Source organism: Winogradskyella pacifica, assembly GCF_003386275.1.
Taxonomy (GTDB): Bacteria; Bacteroidota; Bacteroidia; order Flavobacteriales; family Flavobacteriaceae; genus Winogradskyella; species Winogradskyella pacifica.
In genome coordinates, this window is the sequence record NZ_QREI01000003.1 from 204,734 (window position 1) to 229,821 (window position 25,088).

24 protein-coding genes are annotated in these 25,088 nt (G+C 34.2%); 7 read left to right on the plus strand and 17 right to left on the minus strand.

The window, feature by feature from the left end; all coding sequences use genetic code 11:
* Positions 1-41: 41 nt before the first annotated feature.
* The 3 genes from DFQ09_RS08030 to DFQ09_RS08040 all read right to left on the minus strand — a co-directional run bounded on the left by DFQ09_RS08030 (position 42) and on the right by DFQ09_RS08040 (position 2,044).
* The gene (locus DFQ09_RS08030) at positions 42-836 is read right to left on the minus strand and encodes an anti-sigma factor (RefSeq protein WP_115809184.1); all 795 of its coding nucleotides are present in this window, start codon (positions 834-836) and stop codon (positions 42-44) included.
* Between the two features lies 1 nt (position 837).
* On the minus strand, positions 838-1,365 hold the full coding sequence (locus DFQ09_RS08035) for an RNA polymerase sigma factor (protein ID WP_115809186.1): 528 nt from the start codon (positions 1,363-1,365) through the stop codon (positions 838-840).
* Positions 1,366-1,462: 97 nt separating this feature from the next.
* Entirely contained in the window at positions 1,463-2,044 is a 582-nt protein-coding gene (locus DFQ09_RS08040; protein WP_115809188.1) for a superoxide dismutase family protein, read from the minus strand.
* A gap of 260 nt (positions 2,045-2,304) precedes the next feature.
* Between DFQ09_RS08040 and hemN the strand changes: the two genes are divergently transcribed.
* Both hemN and DFQ09_RS08050 read left to right on the plus strand, forming a co-directional pair.
* Positions 2,305-3,669, plus strand: a complete 1,365-nt coding sequence (gene hemN / locus DFQ09_RS08045; protein WP_115809190.1) for an oxygen-independent coproporphyrinogen III oxidase — start codon at positions 2,305-2,307, stop codon at positions 3,667-3,669.
* A 92-nt stretch (positions 3,670-3,761) separates the two neighbouring features.
* Positions 3,762-4,595, plus strand: coding sequence for a universal stress protein (locus tag DFQ09_RS08050; RefSeq protein WP_115809192.1), 834 nt, complete (start codon positions 3,762-3,764; stop codon positions 4,593-4,595).
* 123 nt (positions 4,596-4,718) lie between these two features.
* On the opposite strand, the gene DFQ09_RS08055 is transcribed toward DFQ09_RS08050, so the two are convergent.
* From DFQ09_RS08055 to DFQ09_RS08095, 9 genes are all read right to left on the minus strand, one after another.
* Positions 4,719-5,282: a hypothetical protein gene (locus DFQ09_RS08055; RefSeq protein WP_115809194.1), complete on the minus strand. Its 564-nt coding sequence runs from the start codon at positions 5,280-5,282 to the stop codon at positions 4,719-4,721.
* A gap of 82 nt (positions 5,283-5,364) precedes the next feature.
* The gene (locus tag DFQ09_RS08060) at positions 5,365-6,066 is read right to left on the minus strand and encodes a sulfite exporter TauE/SafE family protein (RefSeq protein ID WP_115809196.1); all 702 of its coding nucleotides are present in this window, start codon (positions 6,064-6,066) and stop codon (positions 5,365-5,367) included.
* On the minus strand, positions 6,067-6,513 hold the full coding sequence (locus tag DFQ09_RS08065) for a FixH family protein (protein ID WP_115809198.1): 447 nt from the start codon (positions 6,511-6,513) through the stop codon (positions 6,067-6,069). It lies immediately after the preceding gene.
* A gap of 295 nt (positions 6,514-6,808) precedes the next feature.
* Positions 6,809-8,233, minus strand: a complete 1,425-nt coding sequence (ccoG, locus tag DFQ09_RS08070; protein ID WP_115809200.1) for a cytochrome c oxidase accessory protein CcoG — start codon at positions 8,231-8,233, stop codon at positions 6,809-6,811.
* 16 nt (positions 8,234-8,249) lie between these two features.
* Positions 8,250-9,137 (minus strand): cbb3-type cytochrome c oxidase N-terminal domain-containing protein, encoded by an 888-nt coding sequence (locus DFQ09_RS08075; RefSeq protein WP_115809202.1) that lies wholly within the window; start codon positions 9,135-9,137, stop codon positions 8,250-8,252.
* The gene (locus tag DFQ09_RS08080; protein ID WP_115809204.1) at positions 9,134-9,325 is read right to left on the minus strand and encodes a CcoQ/FixQ family Cbb3-type cytochrome c oxidase assembly chaperone; all 192 of its coding nucleotides are present in this window, start codon (positions 9,323-9,325) and stop codon (positions 9,134-9,136) included. Before DFQ09_RS08080 ends, DFQ09_RS08075 begins: the two co-directional genes overlap by 4 nt.
* Positions 9,326-9,329: 4 nt before the next feature.
* On the minus strand, positions 9,330-11,546 hold the full coding sequence (gene ccoN / locus DFQ09_RS08085; RefSeq protein ID WP_115809206.1) for a cytochrome-c oxidase, cbb3-type subunit I: 2,217 nt from the start codon (positions 11,544-11,546) through the stop codon (positions 9,330-9,332).
* 5 nt (positions 11,547-11,551) lie between these two features.
* Positions 11,552-11,740 (minus strand): cbb3-type cytochrome oxidase assembly protein CcoS, encoded by a 189-nt coding sequence (ccoS, locus tag DFQ09_RS08090; RefSeq protein WP_020896805.1) that lies wholly within the window; start codon positions 11,738-11,740, stop codon positions 11,552-11,554.
* Between the two features lie 79 nt (positions 11,741-11,819).
* Entirely contained in the window at positions 11,820-14,195 is a 2,376-nt protein-coding gene (locus tag DFQ09_RS08095) for a heavy metal translocating P-type ATPase (RefSeq protein WP_115809208.1), read from the minus strand.
* Positions 14,196-14,300: 105 nt separating this feature from the next.
* On the opposite strand from DFQ09_RS08095, the gene DFQ09_RS08100 reads away from it, so the two are divergent.
* From DFQ09_RS08100 to DFQ09_RS08110, 3 genes are all read left to right on the plus strand, one after another.
* Positions 14,301-14,978 carry a Crp/Fnr family transcriptional regulator gene (locus tag DFQ09_RS08100; protein WP_115809210.1) on the plus strand — a complete coding sequence of 226 codons (678 nt, stop codon included), beginning with the start codon at positions 14,301-14,303 and terminating at the stop codon, positions 14,976-14,978.
* A gap of 403 nt (positions 14,979-15,381) precedes the next feature.
* Entirely contained in the window at positions 15,382-16,512 is a 1,131-nt protein-coding gene (locus DFQ09_RS08105) for a vWA domain-containing protein (protein WP_115809730.1), read from the plus strand.
* A 91-nt stretch (positions 16,513-16,603) separates the two neighbouring features.
* The gene (locus DFQ09_RS08110; protein WP_115809732.1) at positions 16,604-18,067 is read left to right on the plus strand and encodes a MoxR family ATPase; all 1,464 of its coding nucleotides are present in this window, start codon (positions 16,604-16,606) and stop codon (positions 18,065-18,067) included.
* A 152-nt stretch (positions 18,068-18,219) separates the two neighbouring features.
* Here the strand turns inward: DFQ09_RS08110 and DFQ09_RS08115 are convergent, their stop codons facing one another.
* The 5 genes from DFQ09_RS08115 to DFQ09_RS08135 form a co-directional block, all read right to left on the minus strand.
* Positions 18,220-18,792 carry a YdeI/OmpD-associated family protein gene (locus DFQ09_RS08115; protein ID WP_115809212.1) on the minus strand — a complete coding sequence of 191 codons (573 nt, stop codon included), beginning with the start codon at positions 18,790-18,792 and terminating at the stop codon, positions 18,220-18,222.
* Positions 18,793-18,863: 71 nt separating this feature from the next.
* Positions 18,864-20,498 (minus strand): M1 family metallopeptidase, encoded by a 1,635-nt coding sequence (locus tag DFQ09_RS08120; RefSeq protein WP_115809214.1) that lies wholly within the window; start codon positions 20,496-20,498, stop codon positions 18,864-18,866.
* Positions 20,499-20,509: 11 nt separating this feature from the next.
* Positions 20,510-21,856, minus strand: coding sequence for a M28 family peptidase (locus DFQ09_RS08125; protein ID WP_115809216.1), 1,347 nt, complete (start codon positions 21,854-21,856; stop codon positions 20,510-20,512).
* A gap of 13 nt (positions 21,857-21,869) precedes the next feature.
* Positions 21,870-22,661, minus strand: a complete 792-nt coding sequence (locus tag DFQ09_RS08130) for a sugar-binding protein (RefSeq protein WP_115809218.1) — start codon at positions 22,659-22,661, stop codon at positions 21,870-21,872.
* Positions 22,662-22,664: 3 nt separating this feature from the next.
* Positions 22,665-23,129 carry a DUF6265 family protein gene (locus DFQ09_RS08135; RefSeq protein WP_115809220.1) on the minus strand — a complete coding sequence of 155 codons (465 nt, stop codon included), beginning with the start codon at positions 23,127-23,129 and terminating at the stop codon, positions 22,665-22,667.
* A gap of 120 nt (positions 23,130-23,249) precedes the next feature.
* Between DFQ09_RS08135 and DFQ09_RS08140 the strand changes: the two genes are divergently transcribed.
* Both DFQ09_RS08140 and DFQ09_RS08145 read left to right on the plus strand, forming a co-directional pair.
* Positions 23,250-23,636 carry a BlaI/MecI/CopY family transcriptional regulator gene (locus DFQ09_RS08140; protein ID WP_020896819.1) on the plus strand — a complete coding sequence of 129 codons (387 nt, stop codon included), beginning with the start codon at positions 23,250-23,252 and terminating at the stop codon, positions 23,634-23,636.
* The gene (locus DFQ09_RS08145) at positions 23,629-25,041 is read left to right on the plus strand and encodes an N-acetylmuramoyl-L-alanine amidase (protein WP_115809222.1); all 1,413 of its coding nucleotides are present in this window, start codon (positions 23,629-23,631) and stop codon (positions 25,039-25,041) included. Before DFQ09_RS08140 ends, DFQ09_RS08145 begins: the two co-directional genes overlap by 8 nt.
* Positions 25,042-25,088 lie beyond the last annotated feature (47 nt).

The following is a 25,088-nucleotide window of genomic DNA, read 5'->3' on the forward strand; positions in this document are numbered from 1 at the left end:
ACAAGGTGGCTTTTATATGTTATGTGTAAAAATACTTTGATTTAAGGCGCACTCGCCACAACACCAAGTGTGTAAAGTTGTTCCATTGTAGGACCATCGCTTCCACCTTCGGGTTCTAAAGTAATACCAAAGGCCTGGCTTTCGTTAGCATTGGCTATGGTAAATATTTTATTGTCGTCGGTATTAAAATCGTCTATGGTTCCTAAACTCGTAGGTGTTAACGGATTTAAGGTTAGCGACCATACTTGCCAAACTTTTCCTTCTGGTGCATTAGGTAGACCTTCTGCATCTAAATAAATAGTATTGTCGGCTTTATTCCAATAAACTTTTGCAAAGCTAGAGGCAAAATCACCTTGGCCACCAAGTGGTACAGCAATAATGTCTTTATCTCTTATTACATTTAATAGGTTTTTAGTGGCTGCCAAATCGGTTCTGGCATCTTCTATCTGTGTTTCGAGATACTGGTTTTCTATATCTGCGGTTTGTAATTGTTGTTCTAAATCGGTGTTCTGATTTAAAGTCCAAAATAAACCTGCGGCTAATAGAATTGAGGCTGCCCAACCTGTATAACTTATCCAATTAGTTTGTCTAGGTGGCAGTTGTACAACTTTAGTGTTTTCGGCATCTAATCTGGCCTTAATAGACTCAAAACCTTTTGCTCTTGGCGATACTGCTGCTGTTAATTTAAGGACAGCTCCTTCTATCTCTAAAACTTCTTGTAACAGTTTTGGGTGCTGTTGTAAAAGTTCATAGATCTCCTGATTTTCTGTTTCAGAAAGTTTCCCAGCTACGTATAGCTCTAAAATACCTGACTCTATGTATGCGTTTATATCCATATTACAATACCATATCTCTTAATTGTTGTATACAGTTCCGGTTTCTCGTTTTAATAGTACCAATTGGCATTTGTAATTCTTCCGAAGCTTCTTTTTGAGTAAATCCTTTAAAATAAAGGAGCTCAATTACTGCTTTGCATTTTTCGCCTAATTGCGTTACAAATTTCTTAATACCAATGGCATCCGTACTGTCGTCTAAATTATCATGGCTGGCTATGATATCTACGAAATAATCAGTGTTTAGGTTTTGTTTGGATTGTTTAAACGCTTTAGAACGTGTCTTATCTATAGCTGCATTGCGCGCTATATTAAGAATCCACGTAAAAAAGCGTCCTTTTTTTGAAGAGTAAGTTTCCGATTTATGCCATGCTTTTATAAAGACATCTTGCATAAGCTCGTCTGCAATAGCAGTATCTTTAACAATATTGTAAACGACTCCATGTATGCTTTTGTGGTACATGCCATAAAGCGTTTCAAAAGCGGCGTGATTTTTATCTTGAAACTGTTTTACCAGTAATTCTAATTCCATGTATTAGCGATTTTTTATTTAGAATCTTTCGCAGTAATGGGGAAGAAGAATCGCCGCAATTATTCTAACAATTTAATGTTATGTATGTATTATGAGGTTATTCAATAATTCCTGCACAACCAACACGTGCACCAGCGGCACCAGTAGGTTGCGTTGTTAAATCATCGACTCCAATATGTACGATAACTGCTTTTCCTAAAATATCTTTGGTCTCGTCTCCACAACCAATACACCACTCATCTGTAGTTTTCGTAATTGTAGCACGTCCGTTAACATTGGCAGTAAGATTACCAATATCACCTTTGTGATAACCAGTCTCTGCTCCCCAAGCACCATGTGGCTGACCTGTAGGATTCCAATGTCCACCAGACGATGTGCCATCTTCTGCAGAACAATCTGCTTTTTCATGGATATGGATGGCATGTTCACCTTCTTCTAAACCGGTAACAGTACCAACCATGGTTACAAAACCATTTTTTTCACTAAAGTTAATAGTACCTTCTACGCTACTACCACTTTTTGGGTATAGTGAAACGGATAAATTTTTCTCAGTAGCATCTTCGTTTACGATTTCTTCAAAATCAGTTTCAACAGTAGTTTCTGTTTCTTTTTTTGTCTCTTTACACGAGGTTGCAAATACTACAGTGCACGCAAGTGCAAATAATCTTATATTTTTCATTGGTTAGTGTTTTGTTAATTAGATATAAAAGTAGTTAGATATTAATAAGAAACCAAATAAGACTAATAGATGTGTTAAAGATATTAGGTATTGAGTTAACAATATGTAATTTTAAGTTTGTAGTACTACAACTAAGGGTTTGTTGGTTAGTATGTTGAAAGTTGAAACTATTATTTATTTTAAACAATAAAAATCTAATATGATAAAAATCATATTTTAAGAGTAGGCTTACTAGTAATTTTGACTTTGAATAAAAAGCTATGTGTCAATCGTTAATTACTAAATATAATGTTTCAGGTCCTCGTTATACGAGTTATCCAACGGTTCCGTATTGGGATTTAGACTCCTTTTCTTTAATCCAATGGAAAGCATCTTTAAAGCGTTCTTTTGAAGAAAGTAATACGTCTGAAGGCTTAAGTTTATACATTCATTTACCATTTTGCGAAAGCTTATGCACCTTTTGTGGTTGCCATAAACGCATTACAAAACGACACGAAGTAGAGTCTCCATACATAAAAGCGGTTTTAAAAGAATGGAGTTTGTATTTGGAGCTATTAGGAAGCAAACCAAAGATTAAAGAATTACATCTCGGTGGAGGCACACCGACATTTTTTTCGCCAGAACATCTTCATTATTTAATTTCTGAATTATTAAAGGATGCTGAATTGGCAGAACACTATGAGTTTAGTTTTGAAGGTCACCCTAATAATACCACAGAAGCACATTTACAAACCTTATATGATTTAGGCTTTAGACGTGTTAGTTATGGAGTTCAGGATTATAATCTTAACATTCAAAAAGCAATTAACCGTATTCAACCGTTCGAAAACGTAAAACGTGCTACAGATTTGGCGCGTAAAATTGGTTATACTTCTGTGGGGCATGATATTATTTTTGGATTGCCATTTCAAACAGAAACCGATGTTATTGCAACCATAAATAAAACAAAATCCTTAATGCCAGACCGTATTGCATTTTATAGTTATGCGCATGTGCCATGGATAAAAGGAAATGGTCAACGCGGATTTAGTGATGCAGATTTACCAACACCAGATTCTAAGCGTCAGCAATACGAAACAGGAAAACAGTATTTTGAAGCAGCAGGTTATGTAGAAATAGGAATGGATCATTTTGCTTTAAAAACGGATTCGCTTTATAAAGCCATAAAAACGGGCACTTTGCATCGTAATTTTATGGGGTACACAGCTTCTAAAACACAAGCTATGATTGGTTTGGGAGTGTCATCAATTAGTGATAGTTGGTATGGGTTTGCTCAAAATGTTAAATCTAATGAGGAGTATTACCATTTGTTAGAGCACAATATTATTCCGGTGTTTAAAGGCCATATTCTAAACGACGAAGATTTAGTGATTAGAAAACACATCCTTAATCTAATGTGTCATTTTAAAACAGATTGGGAGGATCAATCGTTAGTGTTTAAAGAATTACCAGAAGTACTTGTTAAATTAAAAGAATTTGAATTGGACGGTTTACTGCAATTTGAATATAAACAAGTCATTGTAACCGAGAAAGGAAAAGCTTTTATAAGGAATATATGTATGGCTTTCGATTTGCTATTACAGCGCAAAAAACCAGAAACACAGTTGTTTTCAATGACTATTTAATATTAAAAAATGGAACACGCCTATTCAAAATTTAATTATCTTAAGGGGTAATTAATAGCGAACAGCATGTGACAATTAAAAAATAAAAAAACATGAAAAAAATAATTGTACCAGTAGATTTTTCAGAACATTCCGAATTTGCGCTCGAAGCTGCAGCTAGCTTAGCTCAAAAGTATGGATCTGAACTTATTGTATTACACATGTTAGAGTTGTCTAATGCAATTATTTCGTCTGCAAGCGAAGCTTTAAATCAAGAAGCTGTTTTTTATTTAAAACTTGCGGAGCAAAAATTTGAAAGCTTTTTAGATAAACCCTATTTAGAAGGTATTACACTTACACCAATAGTGAAACATTTTAAAGTGTGGAGTGAAGTGAATATGGTGGCTGCTGACCACCATGCAGATTTAATAATTATGGGCTCTCAGGGAGCAAGTGGTTTTAAAGAAGTGTTTGTAGGTTCTAATACCGAAAAAGTAGTACGGCATTCTGATATTCCTGTGTTGGTTATTAAACACAATCCGATTTTAATGGATTTTGAAAATGCAGTATTTGCTTGCGACTTCTCTGAAGAAACTGTGGCGCCTTACTTAAAAGCCAAAGCGATTTTTGACTTGCTTGGTACAAAATTACACTTGGTATATGTGAATTCACCTGATGGGAATTTTAAAAGTTCTTCTGAAATAGATAAACGTGTATCTCACTTTTTAGGAAAAGCAGAAGGAAATTTAGACAACTTAAGCCAAGTTAATATTGTGTCAGATTATTCTATAGAGAAAGGAATTCTCAATTTTTCTAATGTTATTGGTGCAGATCTTATAGCTGTGGCAACACATGGTAGAAAAGGTTTATCGCATTTATTTGAAGGTAGTGTTTCTGAAGATATTGCAAATCATTCCACCTTGCCAGTTATGACCTTTAAAATATAATTGATGATGTTATTATAATAGTTAGTGTTATTAACCATCGTCCTAAAAACGCCATTGATTTCTTCTTTGGCGTTTTTTTATTTAATGATATAAAATGGATTGAAATACTTAAGTCTTTTGAATCTAAAAACGATAGCCAAGTCTTAAATGTAGATTTAATGCGAAATCATTCTTATTGTTTATATAGACATTTTTTTCTTTAATATAATGTATGTATCCTATTCCGATGCCTGTTTCATAAGTGAAATGCTTACCAATATTACGTCTAATTCCCCAAGTTGGTGTGATTGAAATATCACTAATAAAATTAATGTTATCAGCGATAGAGCCTATTACGATATCGGGATGGTAGGTGGTTTTTATTGAAATAAAATTACCACTGTTTCCATCTATGCGTCGCGATTTAGAAACTCTTTTGTTAAGATTGTAATACCAACGTGGTTCTAATGTAATTGCAGGAACCAGAATAAAGCCACGGCTACCGACAAAGCTGTTGCTGAAAAAGCCTGAGTCTAATCCAAGTTCACTTCGTAATGCTATGGAGTTTGAGAGTTTAGATTCATTGTGTCCCCAAATACCAAGAAAACCAGTTTGTACGCCGTAAGTGGATTGTTCTACGCTAGCATCTTGTGCGGTTAATGTTGTGATTGAGAGACTGAAAATGAATAAAAAGAATAGATTTTTCATGGTTTTGATGGATTGATGATGTTGATTTATAGAGAGCTAATATATCAATTATCATTCCACGTTGTAAGAATTTATTTGTGTTTTAATGGCATTCTATAGCACTAACGGCTGTTTCTACAACCGGAGCAGGTGAGAGGTAAGGAATGCCTAAGCCTAGTCCACGAAGAATAAATAATAAACCAATAACCACCACAAAAACAGGAATTGCTTTTTGAATGCGTTGTTTGATAGTTGAATTTAGAAACTTTCCTAAATAGATAGCTGTGGTCATTAAGGGAATTGTACCAAGCCCAAATAAAACCATATACAAACTACCTTCTGATAAACTGCCTGTAGCTACAGCACCAAAAACGGCCATATAAACTAAGCCACAGGGTAAAAAACCATTAAGAAAACCGATAGTTAAAAATGTATCTGCAGTTTTCTTTTTTAAAGCTTTCCCTAAAGACGTTTTTACTTTAGATATGAGTTTGTAAAGTGGTTTTGTAAGGTTGTATTTACCAAAAGCTCTTTGAGGAAGAAGTATGACAACAATCATTAATATTCCTATAATTATTGAAAGCTGTTGTTGAATGCCAAAGATGTAAAGGCTTTTTCCAACAAGACCAAACACCAAACCGATAATGCTATAAGCCATTAGACGACCAAAATGGTATAGGCCAATCTGGCTTATTTTTCTAAATGAATTAGACCGATCTACAGGTAGCATAAAGGCAATTGGTCCACACATACCAACGCAGTGTAAACTCCCTAATAAGCCTAATATGAGCGCCGAGACTAACATTTAATATGTGATTTCAGTTTTATAGATATAAGAATTTGTGTTATATTTCCAATCTACAGTAATGTTCCAACGACCACCTAATAAACGTTTGTCAGGTATGAGCAAATTGTGGTTTGATAGAGAAATTGGAATTTCAAAATCAAATTGTTTATCAGATGGTCTGTATAGGAACACTTTACCTTTAATCGTATTTATATCTAAGTCTTCAGGAAATATAAGGATAACGCCTTCGTCACTCTTTTTCCAAGTAATATTCGTTTTTAAGGTTTTAGAATGTTCTTCTTTATTTAAATCCTCTTGAAACTCTAGTTCTTGACCATAATAATCTTCTGTTACTAAATCAAAATCATACTTATCATCTGTACTCATAGTAATAATAAAGTACATGATAAAGCTAATGAAAGCTACAAACGCGATTACAATTCCTGTTCCCCAATTTATTTTCATAATCCAACTTCCTGCCAAAGCAGGAATCTCTTTTTAGTTAATACACTTCCTGCTATAGCAAGAATCTTTATTTTTTTATGCCTACAAGGTTTTAGAAACCTTGCAGGATTAATCGATTGAGAACTGCTAGGTTTTTATTACACTTCTGTCAAGACGAATCTTCCGCTTTTTTAGACAAGCAAAGTTTTAAAAACATCCCTAAAATTCCTTTAAGGGGACACTACTCATAACTAATTACTCTCATGGAACACCTAAATAATGTCGTGCTTCCAACGTCTCACTTCTAGCTCTTTTTTTAATTATAACTCCGAGGTCCTAAAAAGTTAACTGTTGTGGTCTCAATTAATTCATCCTTACTATAAACCTCAATAATTAATTTAATTCTATCGTCGGACAATTCACTTTTATTAATTTCAATAAATAAAGTACCTTGTTCTAATTCTTGAGCAGGAATTTTAAAATTTTCAGTTGTTGAAACCATCTTAACAGTGCCTTTAAATTTTCTAAGTTTAAAACTAATGTTATTGATGTCTTTTGTGGTTTTATTGACTAATTTGTATGTAAATACATTACTAATCATGTTATTTTCTTTGGTCTCATAAAGTTGACCAGGAAGCCTAAGTATAGTCGCTTCAACATCATTTCTAAGAAATAGTAAGCCAATAAAAATTCCGGTTAAAATGGTTAAAACGGCTATATAGCCTTTCATTCTAGGCGTTATTTTGAACTTTTCTTTTCTTTCAATTTCATCTTCACTAGCAAATCTAATCAGTCCTTTTGGGAGATTGATGCTTTCCATAATATGATCGCATTCATCAATACAAGCCGTACAGTTTACACATTCTAATTGTGTTCCGTTTCTAATATCGATACCTGTTGGACAGACATTAACACATTGCAAACAATCAATACAATCTCCGTGTCCTAAAGCCTCTCGATCTTCGTTTTTTCTGAATTTCTTTCTGCCGTTTTCCGCTTCTCCACGTTTGTGATCGTAAGCAACAACTATAGATTTATCATCTAATAATACACTTTGCAATCTACCATAAGGACAAGCAATAATACAGACTTGCTCTCTAAACCATGCAAACACAAAGTAGAAGACTGCTGTAAAAATGATTAGAGGAAAAAGTGTTCCTAAATGATCTAACGGATTGCCAGTGATGTATTTTATTAATTTATCACTTCCAATTAAATAGGCCAAAAACACATTTGCAATTAAAAACGAAATGATTAAAAAGATAAACCACTTAAATCCTTTCTTTCTTATTTTTTCAGCATTCCAGTCTTGCTTATCTAATTTTCGTTGTTTGTTTCTATCTCCTTCAATCCAGTATTCTATCCGTCTAAAAACCATTTCCATGAAAATGGTTTGTGGACAAATCCAACCACAAAACACACGCCCAAAACTGACCGTAAATAAAGCGATAAATACAATACCAATAAGCATTGATATTACCACTAAATAAAAATCTTGAGGCCAAAATGGTAAGCCAAAAACATTAAAGCGACGCTCTAAAATGTTGAATAATAAAAACTGGTTCCCGTTTATTTTTATAAATGGTGCAGCAAGTAAGAATATGAGTAAACCATAACTTACAAATTTGCGATATTTGTAAAGCTTACCACTTGGTTTTTTAGGATATACCCAAGCACGTTTACCATCTTCGGTTACTGTACCTATCGTATCTCTAAACGATTCGTGTTCTGATGGTTCCAATTTTTATTTGATTTTATTAATCTATTGTTTCTTCTTTCCAAACATCGCCTTCGGCAGGTTTAGGTTGTGCAGGTGTAGTGCCTTGAAATTGTAAAACATAGCTCGCAACTTGTGCTATTTCAGCAGGTTTTAAACTCTGTTTCCAGGCAATCATACCTTTTCCATCTCTACCACCTTCGGATACCGTTTTAAATACGTTTTTAATACCACCACCCAAAATCCAATGCTCATCTGCTAGGTTAGGGCCAATTCCACCACCACCATCAGCTTGATGACAGGCGATACAATTCACTTCAAAAATTTTCTGACCACTACTTAAGTCTGAAGCTTCTGTTAACAATTCAACCGTATTAAAATCTACAAGATCTTTAGCAGTTCTCTTGTATTCTTCGATAGCTATTTTTGCTTCAGCATATTCTGTTGCGAGTTCATCAATCTGACTATCTCCATCAAATACTTCATATTTAAACAAATAGATAACTGCAAAGATTATTGAGGCATAAAACCCATACAACCACCATGGCGGTAAGTCATTATCTAATTCTTTAATACCATCATAGTTATGGTCTAGAATAATTTCATGCTCTTCCTGAATAGGTTTTGATCCTAGTAATTTGATGTATTTTTCATTGATCCAAACAACTAGTTTAGATTCTTTTTGTTTGTTAGCATCATAACGTGCCTTACCTGCGTCGTCTAAACTTTGATAAAGGATATTAGTTAAAGAACTTGCAATAGCTTCAATACCTATTAATACTAAGAGGATTAATAATAGAAATAATAGTATTGCTGGCTGTTCCATAAATGCTGGTTGGTCACCAGATTCTACAAAATATTCTATTAGTAAGACAATGATAAAAAATACAACCGGTATTCTTAACCAGGATGGAATACTGTTTCTCATAGTTCTGTTTCGTTTTGGTTATCTAATTCTAATGGTAAATTACTGACGCGATTAATGTATTCTTTTTTTGCTGTGAAAACCCACCAAAATAGGATGACAAAAAAGCTAAAAAAGATGATTAAGGATATAATTGGGTAGATTTCTATTCCAGAAATACTATCCATATGGTTTTTTACAAATTTTAGCATAGCTTTATTCTTGAGTGGTTTCTAAATCTTTTACTTTTATATCAGTTCCTAAGCGCTGTAGGTAGGCAATTAACGCTGTGATTTCACGATTCTTAACTTCAATGAACTTTTTACCAGTGTCTTCAGCTTCTTTTTTACCGGCTGCAAATGATGTCGATAAATCAGAATCTTCATATAAATTTTGTTCAATTTCAGATCCCTGCTCTAACATATGTTGTTGAGCATTGGCAATGTCTTCATCGGTATATGGAACTCCAAGTGCTACCATGGTTTTCATTTTGGCTTCAGTTTGAGATTTATCTAATTCATCTCTAATTAACCATTGGTATGCTGGCATAATCGATCCACTTGAAACACCTTGAGGATCAAACATGTGCTTAAAGTGCCATGAATCTGGTCGTCCACCTGTCATTTTTCCTCCAACACCTTCTCTGGCTAAATCTGGTCCGGTTCGCTTACTTCCCCAAAGGAAAGGGTGATCGTATACAAATTCCCCGGCTTTAGAATATTCACCATAACGTTCTACTTCACTTCTAAACGGACGAATCATTTGTGAGTGACAGCCCACACAACCTTCTCTAATGTAAATATCTCTACCTTCTAATTCTAAAGGCGTATAAGGTTTTACGCTAGATAATGTTGGGATATTAGATTTTACCATAATTGTTGGTACAATCTGAACAATACCTCCAATTAATATCGCTATGGTAGCGAAGATGGTTAATTTTATTGGTTTACGTTCTAATACAGAATGCCATCCTTCTCCTGCAGTTCTGTGTTTTGAGACACGCTGTAAAGCTGGTGCTTCTGCTAATTCGTCTTCTACTGCGCTACCTTGTCTTATCGTAACATAAACGTTATATATAAGTATTAACATACCTGTAATGTATAGCGTTCCTCCAATAGCACGCATCCAATACATTGGCATAATTTCAGTAACTGTCTCTAAAAAGTTACCATACTTTAAGGTACCGTCTGGATTAAACTGCTTCCACATACTTGCTTGAGTGAATCCTGCAACATATAAGGGTAACGTATAGAATATAATACCTAAAGTTCCTATCCAAAAGTGAGCATTTGCTAATTTGGTTGAGTATAATTTAGTTTTTACTAATCTCGGAATTAACCAATAGATCATACCAAAGGCTAAGAAACCATTCCATGCTAAGGCACCAACGTGCACGTGTGCAATAATCCAATCGGTAAAGTGACCAATGGCATTAACGTTTTTAAGTGATAAAAGAGGGCCTTCAAAAGTAGCCATACCATAACCTGTAAGTGCTACTACCATGAATTTTAAAACAGGATCTGTTCGTACTTTATCCCATGCACCACGCAAGGTTAAAAGTCCGTTGATCATACCACCCCAAGAAGGCATTAATAACATTACTGAAAAAGCAACACCTAAGTTTTGAGCCCATTCTGGTAAGGCTGTGTATAATAAATGGTGAGGTCCTGCCCAGATATAAATAAATATTAAAGACCAAAAGTGAATGATAGATAGTCTATAAGAATATACAGGTCTGTTGGCTGCTTTTGGTACAAAGTAATACATCAATCCTAAAAACGGCGTAGTTAAGAAAAATGCCACAGCATTATGTCCATACCACCATTGTACTAAGGCATCTTGCACACCAGCGTAAACAGAATAACTCTTCATACCTGTTAAGCTTACAGGAAGTGATAAACTATTAAATATATGAAGTACGGCAACCGTAACAAATGTTGCTAAATAAAACCATATAGCAACATACATATGGCGTTGACGACGTTTTAAAATGGTACCGATTAAGTTCCAACCAAAAACAACCCATACCACTGCAATAGCAATATCAATAGGCCATTCTAGTTCGGCATATTCTTTAGAAGATGTGTAACCTAAAGGTAATGTAATTGCGGCAGCGACAATAATAGCTTGCCAACCCCAAAAATTAATTTTACTTAAGGTGTCGTTAAACATTCTGGCTTTTAGTAATCGTTGCGAGGAATAGTAAACACCAGCAAATATGGCATTACCTACAAAGGCAAAAATAACAGCATTGGTATGTAATGGTCTTAATCTACCAAAACTAAGCCATGACACACCATCGGTTAAGTTTGGGAAAACGAACATAAATGCTAGTAATAATCCTACCAACATGCCTATTACACCCCAAAATATAGTGGCATAAAGGAAATTTTTAACGATTTTGTTATCGTAATAAAATTGTTGTACATCCATAATAATTAATTGTTCTTAGTCGTTTTTATAGTTGGTTTTGGTTCTTCTTTTACGAGTTCGTCTTCAAAAAGCATACGAACAGATGGAGTATAGTCATCATCGTATTGCCCGGACTTTACTGCCATTATAAAAAAGACAAAGAAAATCACGCCAATAACAACGCTAACTGATAATAAAATATAAATAACACTCATACCTACTGAAGTTATGGCTCAAAAGTAATATTGAGGCCGGTTTGAAAATATGATAAAAATCATGTTTCCTTATTTTTAATCATTCTAACCGCTTTCCTAAAAGATTTGTAGCAATTGTTGTAAATATAACAATACTAATAGAGCTTAGAGGCATTAATATTGCTGCAACTACGGGTTCTAATTGTCCGGTTGTAGCAAAGTATAGTCCAATAACATTGTAAAAAAATGATAATACAAAGCTCCACTTAATAATTTTTATGGCTGATTTAGATGCTGAAATATAGTTATACAATTGCTTAAATTTTGAAGCATCTAATATGGCATCACAAGCAGGTGAGAAGACGTTTACATCTTCAGAGATAGCTATACCGACATTACTTTGTGCCAATGCACCAGCATCATTTAGACCATCACCAATCATTAAGACTTTGGCGCCTTCTGACTGATGATATTTAATAAACTCTAATTTATCTTCTGGTTTTTGATTGAAAATTAATTTGGTTTTAGCCGGTAATAATTTTTTTAAATTTTCAAGCTCACCTTCATTATCCCCAGAGAGAATAACCAAATCAAAATGTCGCTTTAGCTGATTAAATAATTTTGAAACCCCTTTTCGATAGCTGTTGTAAAAGGTGAATTTCCCCTTGTAAACATTATTGCTACTCACGTGAACGGTAGTATTTAAAATTGTACTTTGATTAGGATTTCCGACAAAACTAGCAGAACCAATTTTCATGTTTACAGCATTGTGCTTTGCTTCAATTCCCTTACCAATGTGTTCTTCAAAAGTATCAAGTGTAATGATATTATGTTCTTCTAAAATAGTATATAATGTTCTACTTAAGGGATGGTTGGATCCTCTGAGTGAATTTTTAAGAACTACATTTTCAGAATCTGAAAGCAAATCACCATCATATTCTGCATTACTATCTTTATTAGACGTAATGGTTCCTGTTTTATCAAAAATCACCATGTTTATTTGGGCTAATTGTTCAATTACAGTGGCATTTTTAACATAGAATTTTTGTTTACCAAAGATCCTTAATAAATTCCCAAAAGTAAAAGGTGCCGAAAGGGCAATGGCACAAGGACAGGCAATTATTAATACTGCTGTAAAGACATTCATAGCTTTACTAGGATCTACAAATAGCCAAAATGTAGTGGCAATAAAAGCAACAGTTAATATCGCTATTGTAAAATGTTTACTGATGGTGTTGGTGATATTTGTAAAACCGTCTTCTTTGTTTTTATTAAAAACATCGTTACTCCATAATTGTGTGAGATAACTTTGCTCAACAGACTTTAGCGCTTCCATTTCAATAACTCCATTGGTTTGTTTACCACCTGCAAATAATTTATCTCCAGATTGTTTGGAGACGGTTTGTGATTCACCAGTAACAAAACTGTAATCTATTTTTGCTTTTCCGTTAATAAGAATACCATCAACAGGAATTAACTCTTCATTCCGAATTAAAATACGGTCACCTTTTTCAATATCGTAAACCTGAATGGAATTCTCGTTACCTGATTTATCAATTTTAGTGATGGCAATCGGAAAGTATGATTTATAGTCGCGCTCAAAGGATAAGAAATTGTATGTTTTTTGCTGGAAGAATTTTCCGGTTAATAGAAAGAATATTAAACCAGCCAAACTATCAAAAAAGCCAGACCCTAAATCGAACATAATTTCAATAGTACTCCTAATGAAAAGCACAGAAACTCCAAGTGCGATTGGAACATCAATATTTAAAATCTTAGCCTTTAAGCCTTTATATGCCGAAATGAAATAATCTTGAGCAGAATAAAAAACAATGGGTAAAGACATGGCAAACATAAGCCATCTAAAGAGCGGTTTGTATTGCTCTAACCAAAACTCGTTGACTTCAAAATACTCTGGAAAAGACAAAAACATAATATTACCAAATCCAAAAGCTGCCACTCCAAGTTTATAGATTAAACTTCGGTTAATATCCTTTTTACCAGAGTTAAAATCTTCTAAACTGATATAAGGTTCGTAACCAATGGAACTTAATAATAATACCACAGATTTTAAATTGGTAGTGTCAGAATTATAGGTAACTCTGACGGTTTTCTTACCAAAATTAACTTGAGAATCAGAAATACCTGGATTAAGCTTGTTTAGATTTTCTAGAATCCAAATACAAGAACTACAGTGAATATGAGGAACGTAAAGCGTGGCAATCTCTAAAGCACCATCTCTAAACTCCGTGAGTTTTTCAATAATGTTTTCTTGAGAAAGAAAATCATATTTACCTTCTATTTCCTTTGGAGTAGCTCCAGGGGAATTTTGTAAATCGTAATAACAGGTTAAATCGTTCTCATTAAAAATCTCGAAAACAGTTTTACAACCGTTACAACAAAAAGACTTTTCTTGAAAAGAAATAACATGATTACCACAGCTATCACCACAGTGAAAACATGTTGCGTTTTCCATTTTTAATTTGCTCAATTATACCTGATACAAAAGTCATTAAACAAGTGAATATAAACTATGATATTTATCATGTTTTCATTAACTTTGACTTTAATAGTTATAGGGATGATAAAATGCGAACAATGTATCGTAAAACAATTTAATGCTTTGAAATCTTTAGAGAAAGATGATTTAATTCGTATCTCTGGTTGTAAGACTTCTAAATTTATAAAAAAAGGTGAAACTTTATTTAGAGAAGGTGAAAGTATAAACGGTGTTTACTGTATTAAGGAAGGAGTGTGTAAGCTAATTAAGTTGAGCGCTAACGGTAAAGATCAAATTGTGAAACTTGTCGTGAGAGGCGATTTATTAGGCCAACGTTCGTTAGTTACAGACGAAAAATCTAACCTTACCGCTATTGCCGTAAATGAGATGGAAATTTGTTTTATTCCTAAAAGTGAGATTCTAAATGATTTATCAAAAAATGCAAATTTTTCTTTAGATATGCTTCAAGATATGGCGAAGGAACTTAGAATTGCAGATAATGTCATTGTAGATATGGCTCAGAAATCGGTAAAACAACGTTTAGCTGATGTATTAGTTTATTTAAACACCACTTTCGATAACGATGAAAAGGGGTATTTAGGTGTAACGTTATCTAGAGAAGATTACGCTAATCTTGTAGGAACTGCAACGGAATCCGCCATTAGAATTTTATCTCAATTTAAAAAAGAAGGTTACATTTCTACGACTGGTAAACAGATAAAAATTTTAGATTTAGAAGGTTTAAAACGTATTGAATAAGGTTATTAATGCTATGATACGTTTCTAAGCGTATTGTTAATTTTGAAATATTTAATCTTCTCAATCCTTCTGTTTTAACACATCTACATAAGTTGATGTGTTCTATGCTGCTTTTATTTGTAATAATTTTGAATATTTCAACTCATTAAATGTGTCTAGTTAAGCTATGCCGTGTTTGAATAGTCTCTCTATTCCTCTAATTAAACCTTAGTTGTTTTTGAGTAATTAAAAAGCAAAAAGTGGAATCCATTTTCTAAAAGTGGAGTTAATGCTTTCGTAAAGGAGTTGGAAAAACATTATTTTTACATAGCTATGAAACGCGCATTCTCAAAATTTCATCACAGAAAGGCTGAGAATAGTAGCGAACTGCATGTGTCAGTTAAAAATTAATAAAGAGAAACACATGAAAGAAAAAACAAATAAATCGGGTTTCGTCTTTAAAACCTACGAAGCTCCGCATCAGTCTCCTTTCGAAAAACTCTTCGAAATTTTTAAGGAGCTTATTACACATACCTCAGGAGATTTTGATGAAGCTATTGAATGGTTACGTAGTCTTGATAAAGAGTATAAGTTAACGACCCCAGAGTATACCATTGATGATTTTATTGAAGACTTAAAGAGTAAAGGTTACATACGAGAAGAACTAGATCCTAACGGAACAGGTGAGGGCGGCATGACCATTACTGCGAAAACAGAACGCGCTATCCGCCAGCAAGCTTTAGATCAAATTTTCGGAAAGATTAAACGCAGTGGTTCGGGTAATCATAAAAGTAAAGGTGTTGGTCTAGGCGATGAACATACGGGGGATTTAAGAGCCTATCAATTTGGAGATGGTTTAGATAAAGTTTCTATGACAGAGAGTTTAAAAAACGCTCAAATCAATAATGGTATTGGAGATTTTAGTCTAACCGAAGATGATTTGGTCGTTGAAGAAACCCTTCATAAGAGCCAAATGAGTACGGTACTGATGATAGATATTAGTCACAGTATGATTCTTTATGGTGAAGATCGTATTACTCCAGCGAAGAAAGTAGCCATGGCTTTGGCGGAATTAATTACCACGCGTTATCCAAAAGATACTTTAGAAATATTAGTCTTTGGAAATGATGCTTGGCCAATTAAAATCAAAGAATTACCCTATTTAAAAGTAGGTCCATATCACACTAATACTGTTGCAGGTTTGCAATTAGCGATGGATATGTTGCGTAGAAAACGTAATACCAACAAGCAGATTTTTATGATAACCGATGGTAAACCCAGTTGTTTGCGTATGCCAGACGGCCAGTATTATAAAAACAGTAACGGCTTAGATCCGTTTATCACTAACAAATGTTATGCAATGGCACAACAAGCAAGGCGTTTACATATTCCGATAACAACTTTTATGATTGCTGAGGATCCATATTTGATGCAATTTATTAGAGAATTTACGCAAGCCAATAGAGGAAAAGCATTCTACACAGGTTTGAAAGGTCTGGGAGAAATGATTTTTGAAGATTACGAAAACAATAGGAAGAAGAGAATTAAAGGATAAATAATTAGCTGTTTGCCTTTAGGTGTTAGCCTTTAGCTTCTATGTATTTGAAGTTACTAACAGCGAAAAGCCAATGGCCAAAAGCTATAAAATGAAAACAGAAAACATAAGCACACTCGGAGAATTAAAAAAAGCAGGATATCAATCAAAGTCGATTAAAGATGAATTGAGGGATAATCTTATTGAAAATATAAAGAATAAAGTCAATACGTTTGAAGGCATTCATGGTTATGAAAATACCGTGATTCCAGAATTAGAACGTTCTATTCTTTCTAGACATAATATTAATTTATTAGGATTAAGAGGACAAGCAAAAACGCGTTTAGCAAGAATGATGGTGAATCTGTTAGATGAATACATTCCAGTCGTAGCAGGTTCTGAAATTAATGATGATCCCTTAGCTCCGATTTCTAGATTTGCGGTAGAATTGATTGCTAAAAAAAGAGATGATACTCCAATAACTTGGTTACATAGAAATGATCGTTTTGCTGAAAAATTAGCCACACCAGATGTAACCGTTGCCGATATTATTGGTGATGTCGATCCGATAAAAGCAGCCAATTTAAAATTGAGTTACGCTGATGATCGGGTCATTCACTACGGTATGATTCCAAGAGCGAACCGTTGCATTTTTGTTATAAACGAATTGCCAGATTTACAAGCACGAATTCAAGTGGCTTTATTTAATATTTTGCAAGAAGGAGATATTCAAATCAGAGGATTTAAATTACGTTTGCCTTTAGACATGCAGTTTGTGTTTACGGCAAACCCTGAAGATTATACCAATAGAGGAAGCATTGTGACTCCTTTAAAAGATAGAATTGGTTCTCAGATTTTAACGCATTATCCAGAATCTGTAGAAACAGCAAGAACCATTACAGCACAAGAGGCTAAGCTAGATTCAAGACAATCGGAATCTGTTTATGTCCCTGAATTAGCGAAAGATTTATTAGAGCAAATTAGTTTTGAAGCTAGAGATAGTGAATATGTAGATGTTAAAAGTGGAGTCAGTGCGCGTATGAGTATTACGGCTTTTGAGAATTTATTAAGCACCGCAGAGCGCAGAGCTTTAATTTCTGGAGATGATACAACTGCTGTACGTTTATCAGATTTTACAGGAGTCATTCCTGCAATTACAGGGAAGGTAGAGTTGGTTTACGAAGGTGAACAAGAAGGTGCTGATTTTGTGGCTAATGCTTTAATGGAATCTGCAGTAAAAACCTTATTTCCTAAATATTTCCCTAAAGTTGAAAAGTTAGAAAAGCAAGGTGATGAAACTCCTTATGATGACTTAATTTCATGGTTTTTCAATGGTGATGGTTTCGAATTGTTAAACGAATATGACGATAAAGCTTATAAAGCAAAATTAGATGAGGTCACTCCGTTAGATGCTCTAATTGCGGATTATCAACCAGAAATTGATCCAAAAGATGTCTATTTTGAAAAGGAATTTATTCTTTGGGGATTAACGCAATTTAAGAAATTGAGCAAGTATAGTTATTCCGAAGGTATGCAGTTTAAAGATCCTTATGGAAGTTATATTAGTGGGTTGTAGGTTATAAAATCTTAAAACACCCCTAAGGTCCCCTCGAGGGGACAATCCTTCAGATAATATTAGCTCTAGATAATATTAGAGCTACTGTCCCCTTGAGGAGACCTAGGGGTGTAATAGTTTATTTTTGAGCTTAATTATGTATAAGCTATAACTTACCAAATATCACGACTTTTAATATTAGCATCGCAGAGTTTAATAATCTCTGCGATTCTTTTTTGTTTTGTCGCTTCGCGTTTAGCTTGGTTTAACCAATACAAATAATGTTTTCTATAACTCGGTGCAAAGTTGAGGTAGTTCTCAAAAGCCTTTTCGTTAGTATCAAAGGCTTGTTGAAGATTACTAGGAATAATTCCATTTTCTACATCATCTAATGCTGTCCAACTGCCATTTTCCTTTGCAATTTGAATAGACTGATGTCCACTTTGGTGGATTAAGTTCGCTTTATGTAATTGCGCTATATGATTTTTGTTTACTGCACTCCAGACACTTTTGGGTTTTCTTGGACAAAAATATTGTCGGCGTTTTCCGTCTCCTAAACTTTTTACTGTGGAATCTATCCAGCCAAAACAAAGGGCCACTTTTACGGCTTCTTCCCAACGCATAGAGTCCTTTTTATGATCGACTTTGTAGAATATTAAATGAACACCTTTTACAGAATCGTGACAGTCTAGTAACCATTCGCGCCATTCCGTATCTGTTTTAAAATATAATTCTTGTAACTCCATGCTTACTTCCCGAGAAAGCGGGAATCTTTTGTTTTCAGACCTGTCAGGTTTTTAAAACCTGACAGGTCTTTTTATATTTTGTTTGAGTTAACGTAAAAATCACGATCAATGTTAAAACTATCCGATTTGATGTTTTTAGTCTGCCATTTTGCTTTTGGGAACAACCATTCGGATTTGCCATCAATGTCAACTTGAATAGGCATATCAAAATCCTCAACAATGTCTGTCCAACGGTATTTTAGTTCTCCCTTTTTTATTTCATATTCCAAAGTCGGAATTTTAATCGTTCTTAAATATTGATTAAAAAATTCAGTTAAATCAATACCTGAGTGCTCACTTAAGTAGTCTTCAATCTGCTTCGTTGTTACCGTTTGATGATAAAATTCTGAATTTAAACCTCTCAGCATTTGTCTCCATTTTTCGTCATCTTCAATGAGTTGACGAAGCGTATGCAACATATTGGCGCCTTTATAATACATGTCGCTAGAGCCTTCATTATTCACATTGTAAGTACCAATTAAAGGTTTGTCATTTTGAATATTAGCACGTGTGCCAATCACATAATCGGCAGACGCGTCTTTACCGTAATAGTAATCTAAAAATAAATTTTCAGAGTAGGAGGTGAAGCCTTCGTGAATCCACATATCAGCGATGTCTTTGTTAGTGATATTGTTAGCAAACCATTCGTGACCAGCTTCGTGGATAATAATGAAATCAAACTTTAAACCCCAACCTGTGCCAGATAAATCGCGACCTAAATAGCCTTGTTTGTATTGGTTTCCGTAGGTTACAGAACTTTGGTGCTCCATGCCTAAATAAGGCACTTCAACCAATTTAAAACTATCTTCATAAAATGGATACGGACCAAACCAATGCTCAAAGGCTTTCATCATTTTTGGAGCATCTTTAAAATGATCTTTGGCGATTTCTAAGTTCTCTTTTAGAACATAATAATTCATATCTAAATCGCCTTTCTCACCTTTAAAGACTTCAGAGAAATTGGTATAGTCGCCAATATTTACATTAACGCCATAATTGTTAATTGGGTTATTTACAAACCAGGTATATATGTTCGCTTTAGGGTGATCTTGAATATGTACTAACCGACCATTGGAAACAGGAATGAGATCTTTAGGCGCGGTAATCCTAATATGCATACTATCCACTTCATCGTACATGTGGTCTTTGTTGGGCCACCACACACTTGCTCCTAAACCTTGACAAGAGGTAGCAATAAAATCCTTGCCATTTTGGTCTTTCTTCCAAGAAAATCCTCCATCCCAAGGGGCGTTAATCGCCTCTTTTGGTTTCCCATCATAAGATACGTAAAGCGTATTAATTGTTCCTGTAGTTTGCGGTTTGATTAACGTTATAAAATGTGCACTTCCATCTCGAGTTACTTTTAGTTTTTTATTATCTTGGTAAACTGAGGTTATACGCATAGGCTCTTGTAAGTCTATTTGCATAACTTGAAAAGGTTTTAAAACGCGATATTGAATGGTGTTTGAACCTGAAATATATTTTTTTTTAGCTAGAACTTTTACATCTAAAAAGTAATAAGTTAAATCCCACCATGCACGCTCAGGAGTGATGCTTCCTCTTAAGGTATCTTGATGTGTGAATTTTTCTTTACCTTGAAGTAATCCTTGACTGTGACAAGTTGAAATTAAAAGTATAGCAGAAAATGCTAATAAAAAATTTTTCATTTTAGAATGGTTTATCGCATGATACTATTAGGAAACACAACAACACTTTCATGGCCATCTGCACTTACCGCTGCGACTCCAAAAAAGAAATTATCAATAACGATACCCTCTAAAGTAAATTCGGTAACACCTTCTACATAACGGCTGTGGTACCAAGTTGGCGATGTGGTATCTCTCCAATAGATTTTATAACCTTTGGCACCTTCGACATTATTCCATTGTAATTTAGCAGAGGCTTGCACAATGCCACCAATACTAACTTCGGTTGGAGACGGTGGAGCAGAAGCAAGGCTTGCCATAGTAATGGCGTTGACAGCGGTTAGTTTTTTGCAATACGGAAAGTTAACATGTTCAAAAGTGTCTCCATATGCAATCCCGTTTTCTGTACGAATATCTTGATGCTGCTGAGTATAATTTTCGTGAGCTTCCATAATTCGGATACCAGCAAAACCCGCATCATTAAAAGGTCTATGATGACCTCCACGTCCAAAACGATCTAAGCGATATACTAGCATTGGGTTCATCTCTGGCATGTAGGTTTTTGTTGTTTTGTATATGAATCGAGCCAATTGACGTGAAATACCATCAACTTCACCACCATAAAAACGTCTTGCTCTCGCTTGTTTTGCTAATGCTTCAGGATCTGTTTCCGACGTTGTAATTGGTTCTGAGAAAATTCGGAAAGTGCGATTATCAATCACACCATCCACTCCAGAGATATTTCCAATCATGTCATTATTTAAAACCCCAATAATATCCCAATTATTCTCTTTTGCATATTTTGCTAAACCTTGACCTCCAAACAAACCTTGTTCTTCACCCGAAAGTCCAACATAAATAATACTACTTTCAAATTGATATTTAGACAATACTCTAGCAGCTTCAATAGCACCTGCCATTCCTGTGGCATTGTCATTAGCACCTGGTGCATCTGAAGTAAAATCATTAGGGTCAGAGACTCTAGAATCGATATCACCACTCATTATAATAAAACGATTAGGATATTTTGTGCCACGTTGAATGGCGACCACATTAACGACCATCACATCTTTAACGATACGTTGATTTTCTCCTTTTTTTACTAAATCCTTTTGGTAGAAGACCTCTAAGCAATCGTTACAATCTTTAGAGATGGTTTCGAATTCAGATTTTATCCAACGACGCGCCGCTCCAATGCCTCTGGTTTTAGAAATGGTGTCGCTTAAGGTGTGTCGTGTTCCAAAATCGACTAAGGTTTGTACATCTTTTTTTAAGCGTTCTTCGGAAACAGCATCAATGATGTCATAAATGTTTTGGTCAGTTTGTGCACCTAGGACGATAGAAACCATTAGAAATACTGAGCTGATTGCGATTTTCATAGTATTGAAGTTGTTAATCGATTAATTGTAAAGTTCCGAAAATATTGGCATCAATCCAACCTCGATTTTTATCTTCACCTTCAACAGGAATCGAACCAATAAAGTTTTCACGTTCTAAACTATTGTCATTGTCACAGTAGGCAATGGCAAAACCTATTTTTTTATTGGCGCTTAAGTTTACAGGTGTATTTTCTCCATGATCATTGTATGAATCGTTGTATAGTGACATTTTTACTTCCCAAATAGTTGTGTTGCCTTCGGTTATGTTTTTAGATTCTATATGCGAATTATAAAGTTTACCTGTTTTTTCCGTAGACATATCAACCACATTGCCATCTAACGCAATATGATACGCAAAGGCATTGTGATTGTATTGGTGTTCGCCACCACTATTGTCTTCATCTATAAAAATTTCTAAGCAATCGTCATCCCACCATCTCACTAAAGGATCTTCTATTTTATCGATTAAAATATCGTCTTTTATTTCGGCTAAAACATAAAGCGCATCATCTGTCCAGCTTAATTTAAAACGTCCAGAATAATCATCTTCAGTTAGTGAATCGCCTAACCAAACTTGGTCTATTGGATACCAAGTGCTTTTTACCCAAGCAGAATCGTTAGCCACGCCATCAATAGTAATGGCGGTTTTGGATTTGTAAACCTGACGTAATTGCTTTTCAATTTTAGTTGATGCTATCTTTTGAGGTGTTTCTTTTAGAGAAGGTTCTTCTGCTTTTTTAGATGTTTCATTTTTACAATTGAAAACTAAAACTAAAAGAAGTAGGAGATAGGTTGCTTTTTTCATGGGTTATTTTTTGTAGTTGAATTTTACGGTTTCTGCAATGCCATCTTCATTTTTTATATCGACATAGATATTCATTTCATTGGATGAAATTTTCTCGAAAGTCATGCCCTCAAAAATAACTTTATTTTCTGTAATTTCTTTTAAAGGAAAGTCTACTGTTTCGTCCTTTGTTTCCCAGCCTTTAAGATCTGGACCGAAATGTTTTAGTTGAAGGATTAATGAATTTTCGACTTCTCTTATGACTTCTATTTCGTAGAAGACTACTTTTCCGTCGTTAATTAATTTAAACGTTGCCATCATGGAACCACCTGATGGTTCGCTCCAGATTTCTTCAGTAATGCCACCAAAAGCTTCACCATGCCATGTGCCAGCAATCCATTTGATGTTTTCTAGTTTAGGCTCTAATGGTTTTGTAAGCTGTGCATGAGATGTTGTAAATGTTAATAAGAAGATGATTAAATATTTCATAGAATGATTGATTTAAGGTGAATTAATCCTATTTCATAATAGCACTAAAGATATATTTTTTTAAACTGAATTTGGATAATTAAATTTTATTACTACATTTGTAGTATTAAAACTATAATTGTGGATATAAAACAACTAAATAAATCTGAGCTTCAAATTATGAAGTATTTATGGATGCTTGAAAAAGGATTTATGAAAGACATTGTCGAGAAATTTCCAGAACCAAGACCAGCTTATACAACGATTTCGACTTTATTGAAACGTATGACAGATAAGGATTATATAGGTTTTGAGCGTTTGGGTAGAGACAAACAATATTTTCCAATTCTTAAAAAGAACGATTATTTCACGAAACAAGTTAATGGAATGATTCAGCATTTTTTTAACGATTCTAAAGCACAATTTGCTTCGTTTTTTGCTAAAAATGCCGATTTATCGATGCAAGAGTTAGAAGAGCTTCAAGCGTTGTTAAAGCAGAAAATGGATCAAAAGAAAGCCAATGATTAGTTATTTTATTTATACCATTATTAGTTTAGGCTGTTCTTATGCGGTTTATGTTTTGTTACTCAGAAAGCAAAAGACATTTCAGTTTAATCGCTTTTTCTTAATAGGTTCTCTGCTTTTGTGTCTAGTCGCACCATTTATGGAAATTGAACTATTTAAGGCTGTGCCGAGTATTACTGAGATTCCTTTAGAGGAATTTACTGCTTCGGTAGTGGAAACTCAGCCTATAGAAGACGTAACTTTTGGTGAGGCTCAGCAAGTCGACCACTCTCAAAAAAGCCCTTTTTTCTATGTCTACATTATTATAGCATTGTTTTTAGTGTTTCGGTTTTTAAAGAATTTATCTAAGATTTATGGATTGACAAGAAACGAATATGAATATGATGGAAAACTTAAAGTGATAAAGAGTACGGACTCTGATATGGTGTCTAGTTTTTTTAATTATATGTTTATTCCTAAACAACACACGCTTTCTAGAGCGGACTACGAAAGCATTATTGCTCATGAAACCGTACATAGTGAAGAATTACATTCTGTAGATATTATCCTTTTAGAATTGCTCAGTTGCATCTTTTGGTTTAATCCATTTATCTGGTTGTATAAGAAAGCCACTTTGCAGAATCATGAATTTAGAGCAGATGAAAAGTCCGTCTTATCAGGCATTGATATCGAAAATTACTCAAATACTATAATAAACTTAGGACAAAAGGAATACCGCGTTCCTCTAACTAGCGGATTTAATTTCATTCAAATCAAAAATCGAATTATTATGTTACATCAATCAAAATCATCAGTATTCAAACGAACTTTAAACATTATATCTGTCAGCTTACTTCTTGCAGGCATCTTTGTATTAAGTTCTTACAAAGATTTAAAAGAACCGCTCGTAGTTGTTATAGATGCTGGACATGGAGGACATGATTCTGGTAATTTAGATGAGAAAAATATTGTTTTAAATATTTCTCATCAGTTATCTCTTTTGAGTAGTGATAATATCAGAATTATTACCACAAGAACTGAGGATACATTTTTTACATTACAAGAACGTGTTGAATTTATTAATACGCAAAATGCAGATCTAGTTGTAAGTTTGCATGCCAATGCACATTCAAATCCATTGACAAATGGAGTAGAGGCTTACTACAACGACAAAGACGAGTTTAAGGATAAATCTTATGCATTTGGCAAGATTTTATTAGAAAACCAGATGGAATTATTTTCAACCAATCGCGGACTTAAAACAGTGCCTATGTATATTTTTAGACATATCAATAGTCCTGGTGTATTATTAGAACTCGGATTTATTACGAATGAAGAGGATCATAAGGTTTTGATGAATGTGGATCGTCAAAAGCAAATAGCAGCTTCAATTTTTGAAGGATTAGAAGAAATTAGAAAGAGTAACTAAATTAAAAAAGCCAACACAACCGAAAATCATGAATCGGAAGTGTTGGC

What these genes read in the sequence shown, in the direction of transcription:
- DFQ09_RS08130 (WP_115809218.1), bottom strand. Translation starts at nt 22,661, where the DNA reads ATGAAAAAAGCAACCTATCTCCTACTTCTTTTAGTTTTAGTTTTCAAT.
- DFQ09_RS08035 (WP_115809186.1), bottom strand. Translation starts at nt 1,365, where the DNA reads ATGGAATTAGAATTACTGGTAAAACAGTTTCAAGATAAAAATCACGCC.
- DFQ09_RS08030 (WP_115809184.1), bottom strand. Translation starts at nt 836, where the DNA reads ATGGATATAAACGCATACATAGAGTCAGGTATTTTAGAGCTATACGTA.
- DFQ09_RS08100 (WP_115809210.1), top strand. Translation starts at nt 14,301, where the DNA reads ATGATAAAATGCGAACAATGTATCGTAAAACAATTTAATGCTTTGAAA.
- DFQ09_RS08110 (WP_115809732.1), top strand. Translation starts at nt 16,604, where the DNA reads ATGAAAACAGAAAACATAAGCACACTCGGAGAATTAAAAAAAGCAGGA.
- DFQ09_RS08105 (WP_115809730.1), top strand. Translation starts at nt 15,382, where the DNA reads ATGAAAGAAAAAACAAATAAATCGGGTTTCGTCTTTAAAACCTACGAA.
- DFQ09_RS08060 (WP_115809196.1), bottom strand. Translation starts at nt 6,066, where the DNA reads ATGTTAGTCTCGGCGCTCATATTAGGCTTATTAGGGAGTTTACACTGC.
- DFQ09_RS08065 (WP_115809198.1), bottom strand. Translation starts at nt 6,513, where the DNA reads ATGAAAATAAATTGGGGAACAGGAATTGTAATCGCGTTTGTAGCTTTC.
- DFQ09_RS08115 (WP_115809212.1), bottom strand. Translation starts at nt 18,792, where the DNA reads ATGGAGTTACAAGAATTATATTTTAAAACAGATACGGAATGGCGCGAA.
- ccoN (WP_115809206.1), bottom strand. Translation starts at nt 11,546, where the DNA reads ATGGATGTACAACAATTTTATTACGATAACAAAATCGTTAAAAATTTC.
- DFQ09_RS08135 (WP_115809220.1), bottom strand. Translation starts at nt 23,129, where the DNA reads ATGAAATATTTAATCATCTTCTTATTAACATTTACAACATCTCATGCA.
- DFQ09_RS08095 (WP_115809208.1), bottom strand. Translation starts at nt 14,195, where the DNA reads ATGGAAAACGCAACATGTTTTCACTGTGGTGATAGCTGTGGTAATCAT.
- DFQ09_RS08145 (WP_115809222.1), top strand. Translation starts at nt 23,629, where the DNA reads ATGATTAGTTATTTTATTTATACCATTATTAGTTTAGGCTGTTCTTAT.
- DFQ09_RS08080 (WP_115809204.1), bottom strand. Translation starts at nt 9,325, where the DNA reads ATGCTAAAATTTGTAAAAAACCATATGGATAGTATTTCTGGAATAGAA.
- hemN (WP_115809190.1), top strand. Translation starts at nt 2,305, where the DNA reads ATGTGTCAATCGTTAATTACTAAATATAATGTTTCAGGTCCTCGTTAT.
- DFQ09_RS08075 (WP_115809202.1), bottom strand. Translation starts at nt 9,137, where the DNA reads ATGAGAAACAGTATTCCATCCTGGTTAAGAATACCGGTTGTATTTTTT.
- DFQ09_RS08040 (WP_115809188.1), bottom strand. Translation starts at nt 2,044, where the DNA reads ATGAAAAATATAAGATTATTTGCACTTGCGTGCACTGTAGTATTTGCA.
- ccoS (WP_020896805.1), bottom strand. Translation starts at nt 11,740, where the DNA reads ATGAGTGTTATTTATATTTTATTATCAGTTAGCGTTGTTATTGGCGTG.
- DFQ09_RS08055 (WP_115809194.1), bottom strand. Translation starts at nt 5,282, where the DNA reads ATGAAAAATCTATTCTTTTTATTCATTTTCAGTCTCTCAATCACAACA.
- DFQ09_RS08125 (WP_115809216.1), bottom strand. Translation starts at nt 21,856, where the DNA reads ATGAAAATCGCAATCAGCTCAGTATTTCTAATGGTTTCTATCGTCCTA.
- DFQ09_RS08050 (WP_115809192.1), top strand. Translation starts at nt 3,762, where the DNA reads ATGAAAAAAATAATTGTACCAGTAGATTTTTCAGAACATTCCGAATTT.
- DFQ09_RS08120 (WP_115809214.1), bottom strand. Translation starts at nt 20,498, where the DNA reads ATGAAAAATTTTTTATTAGCATTTTCTGCTATACTTTTAATTTCAACT.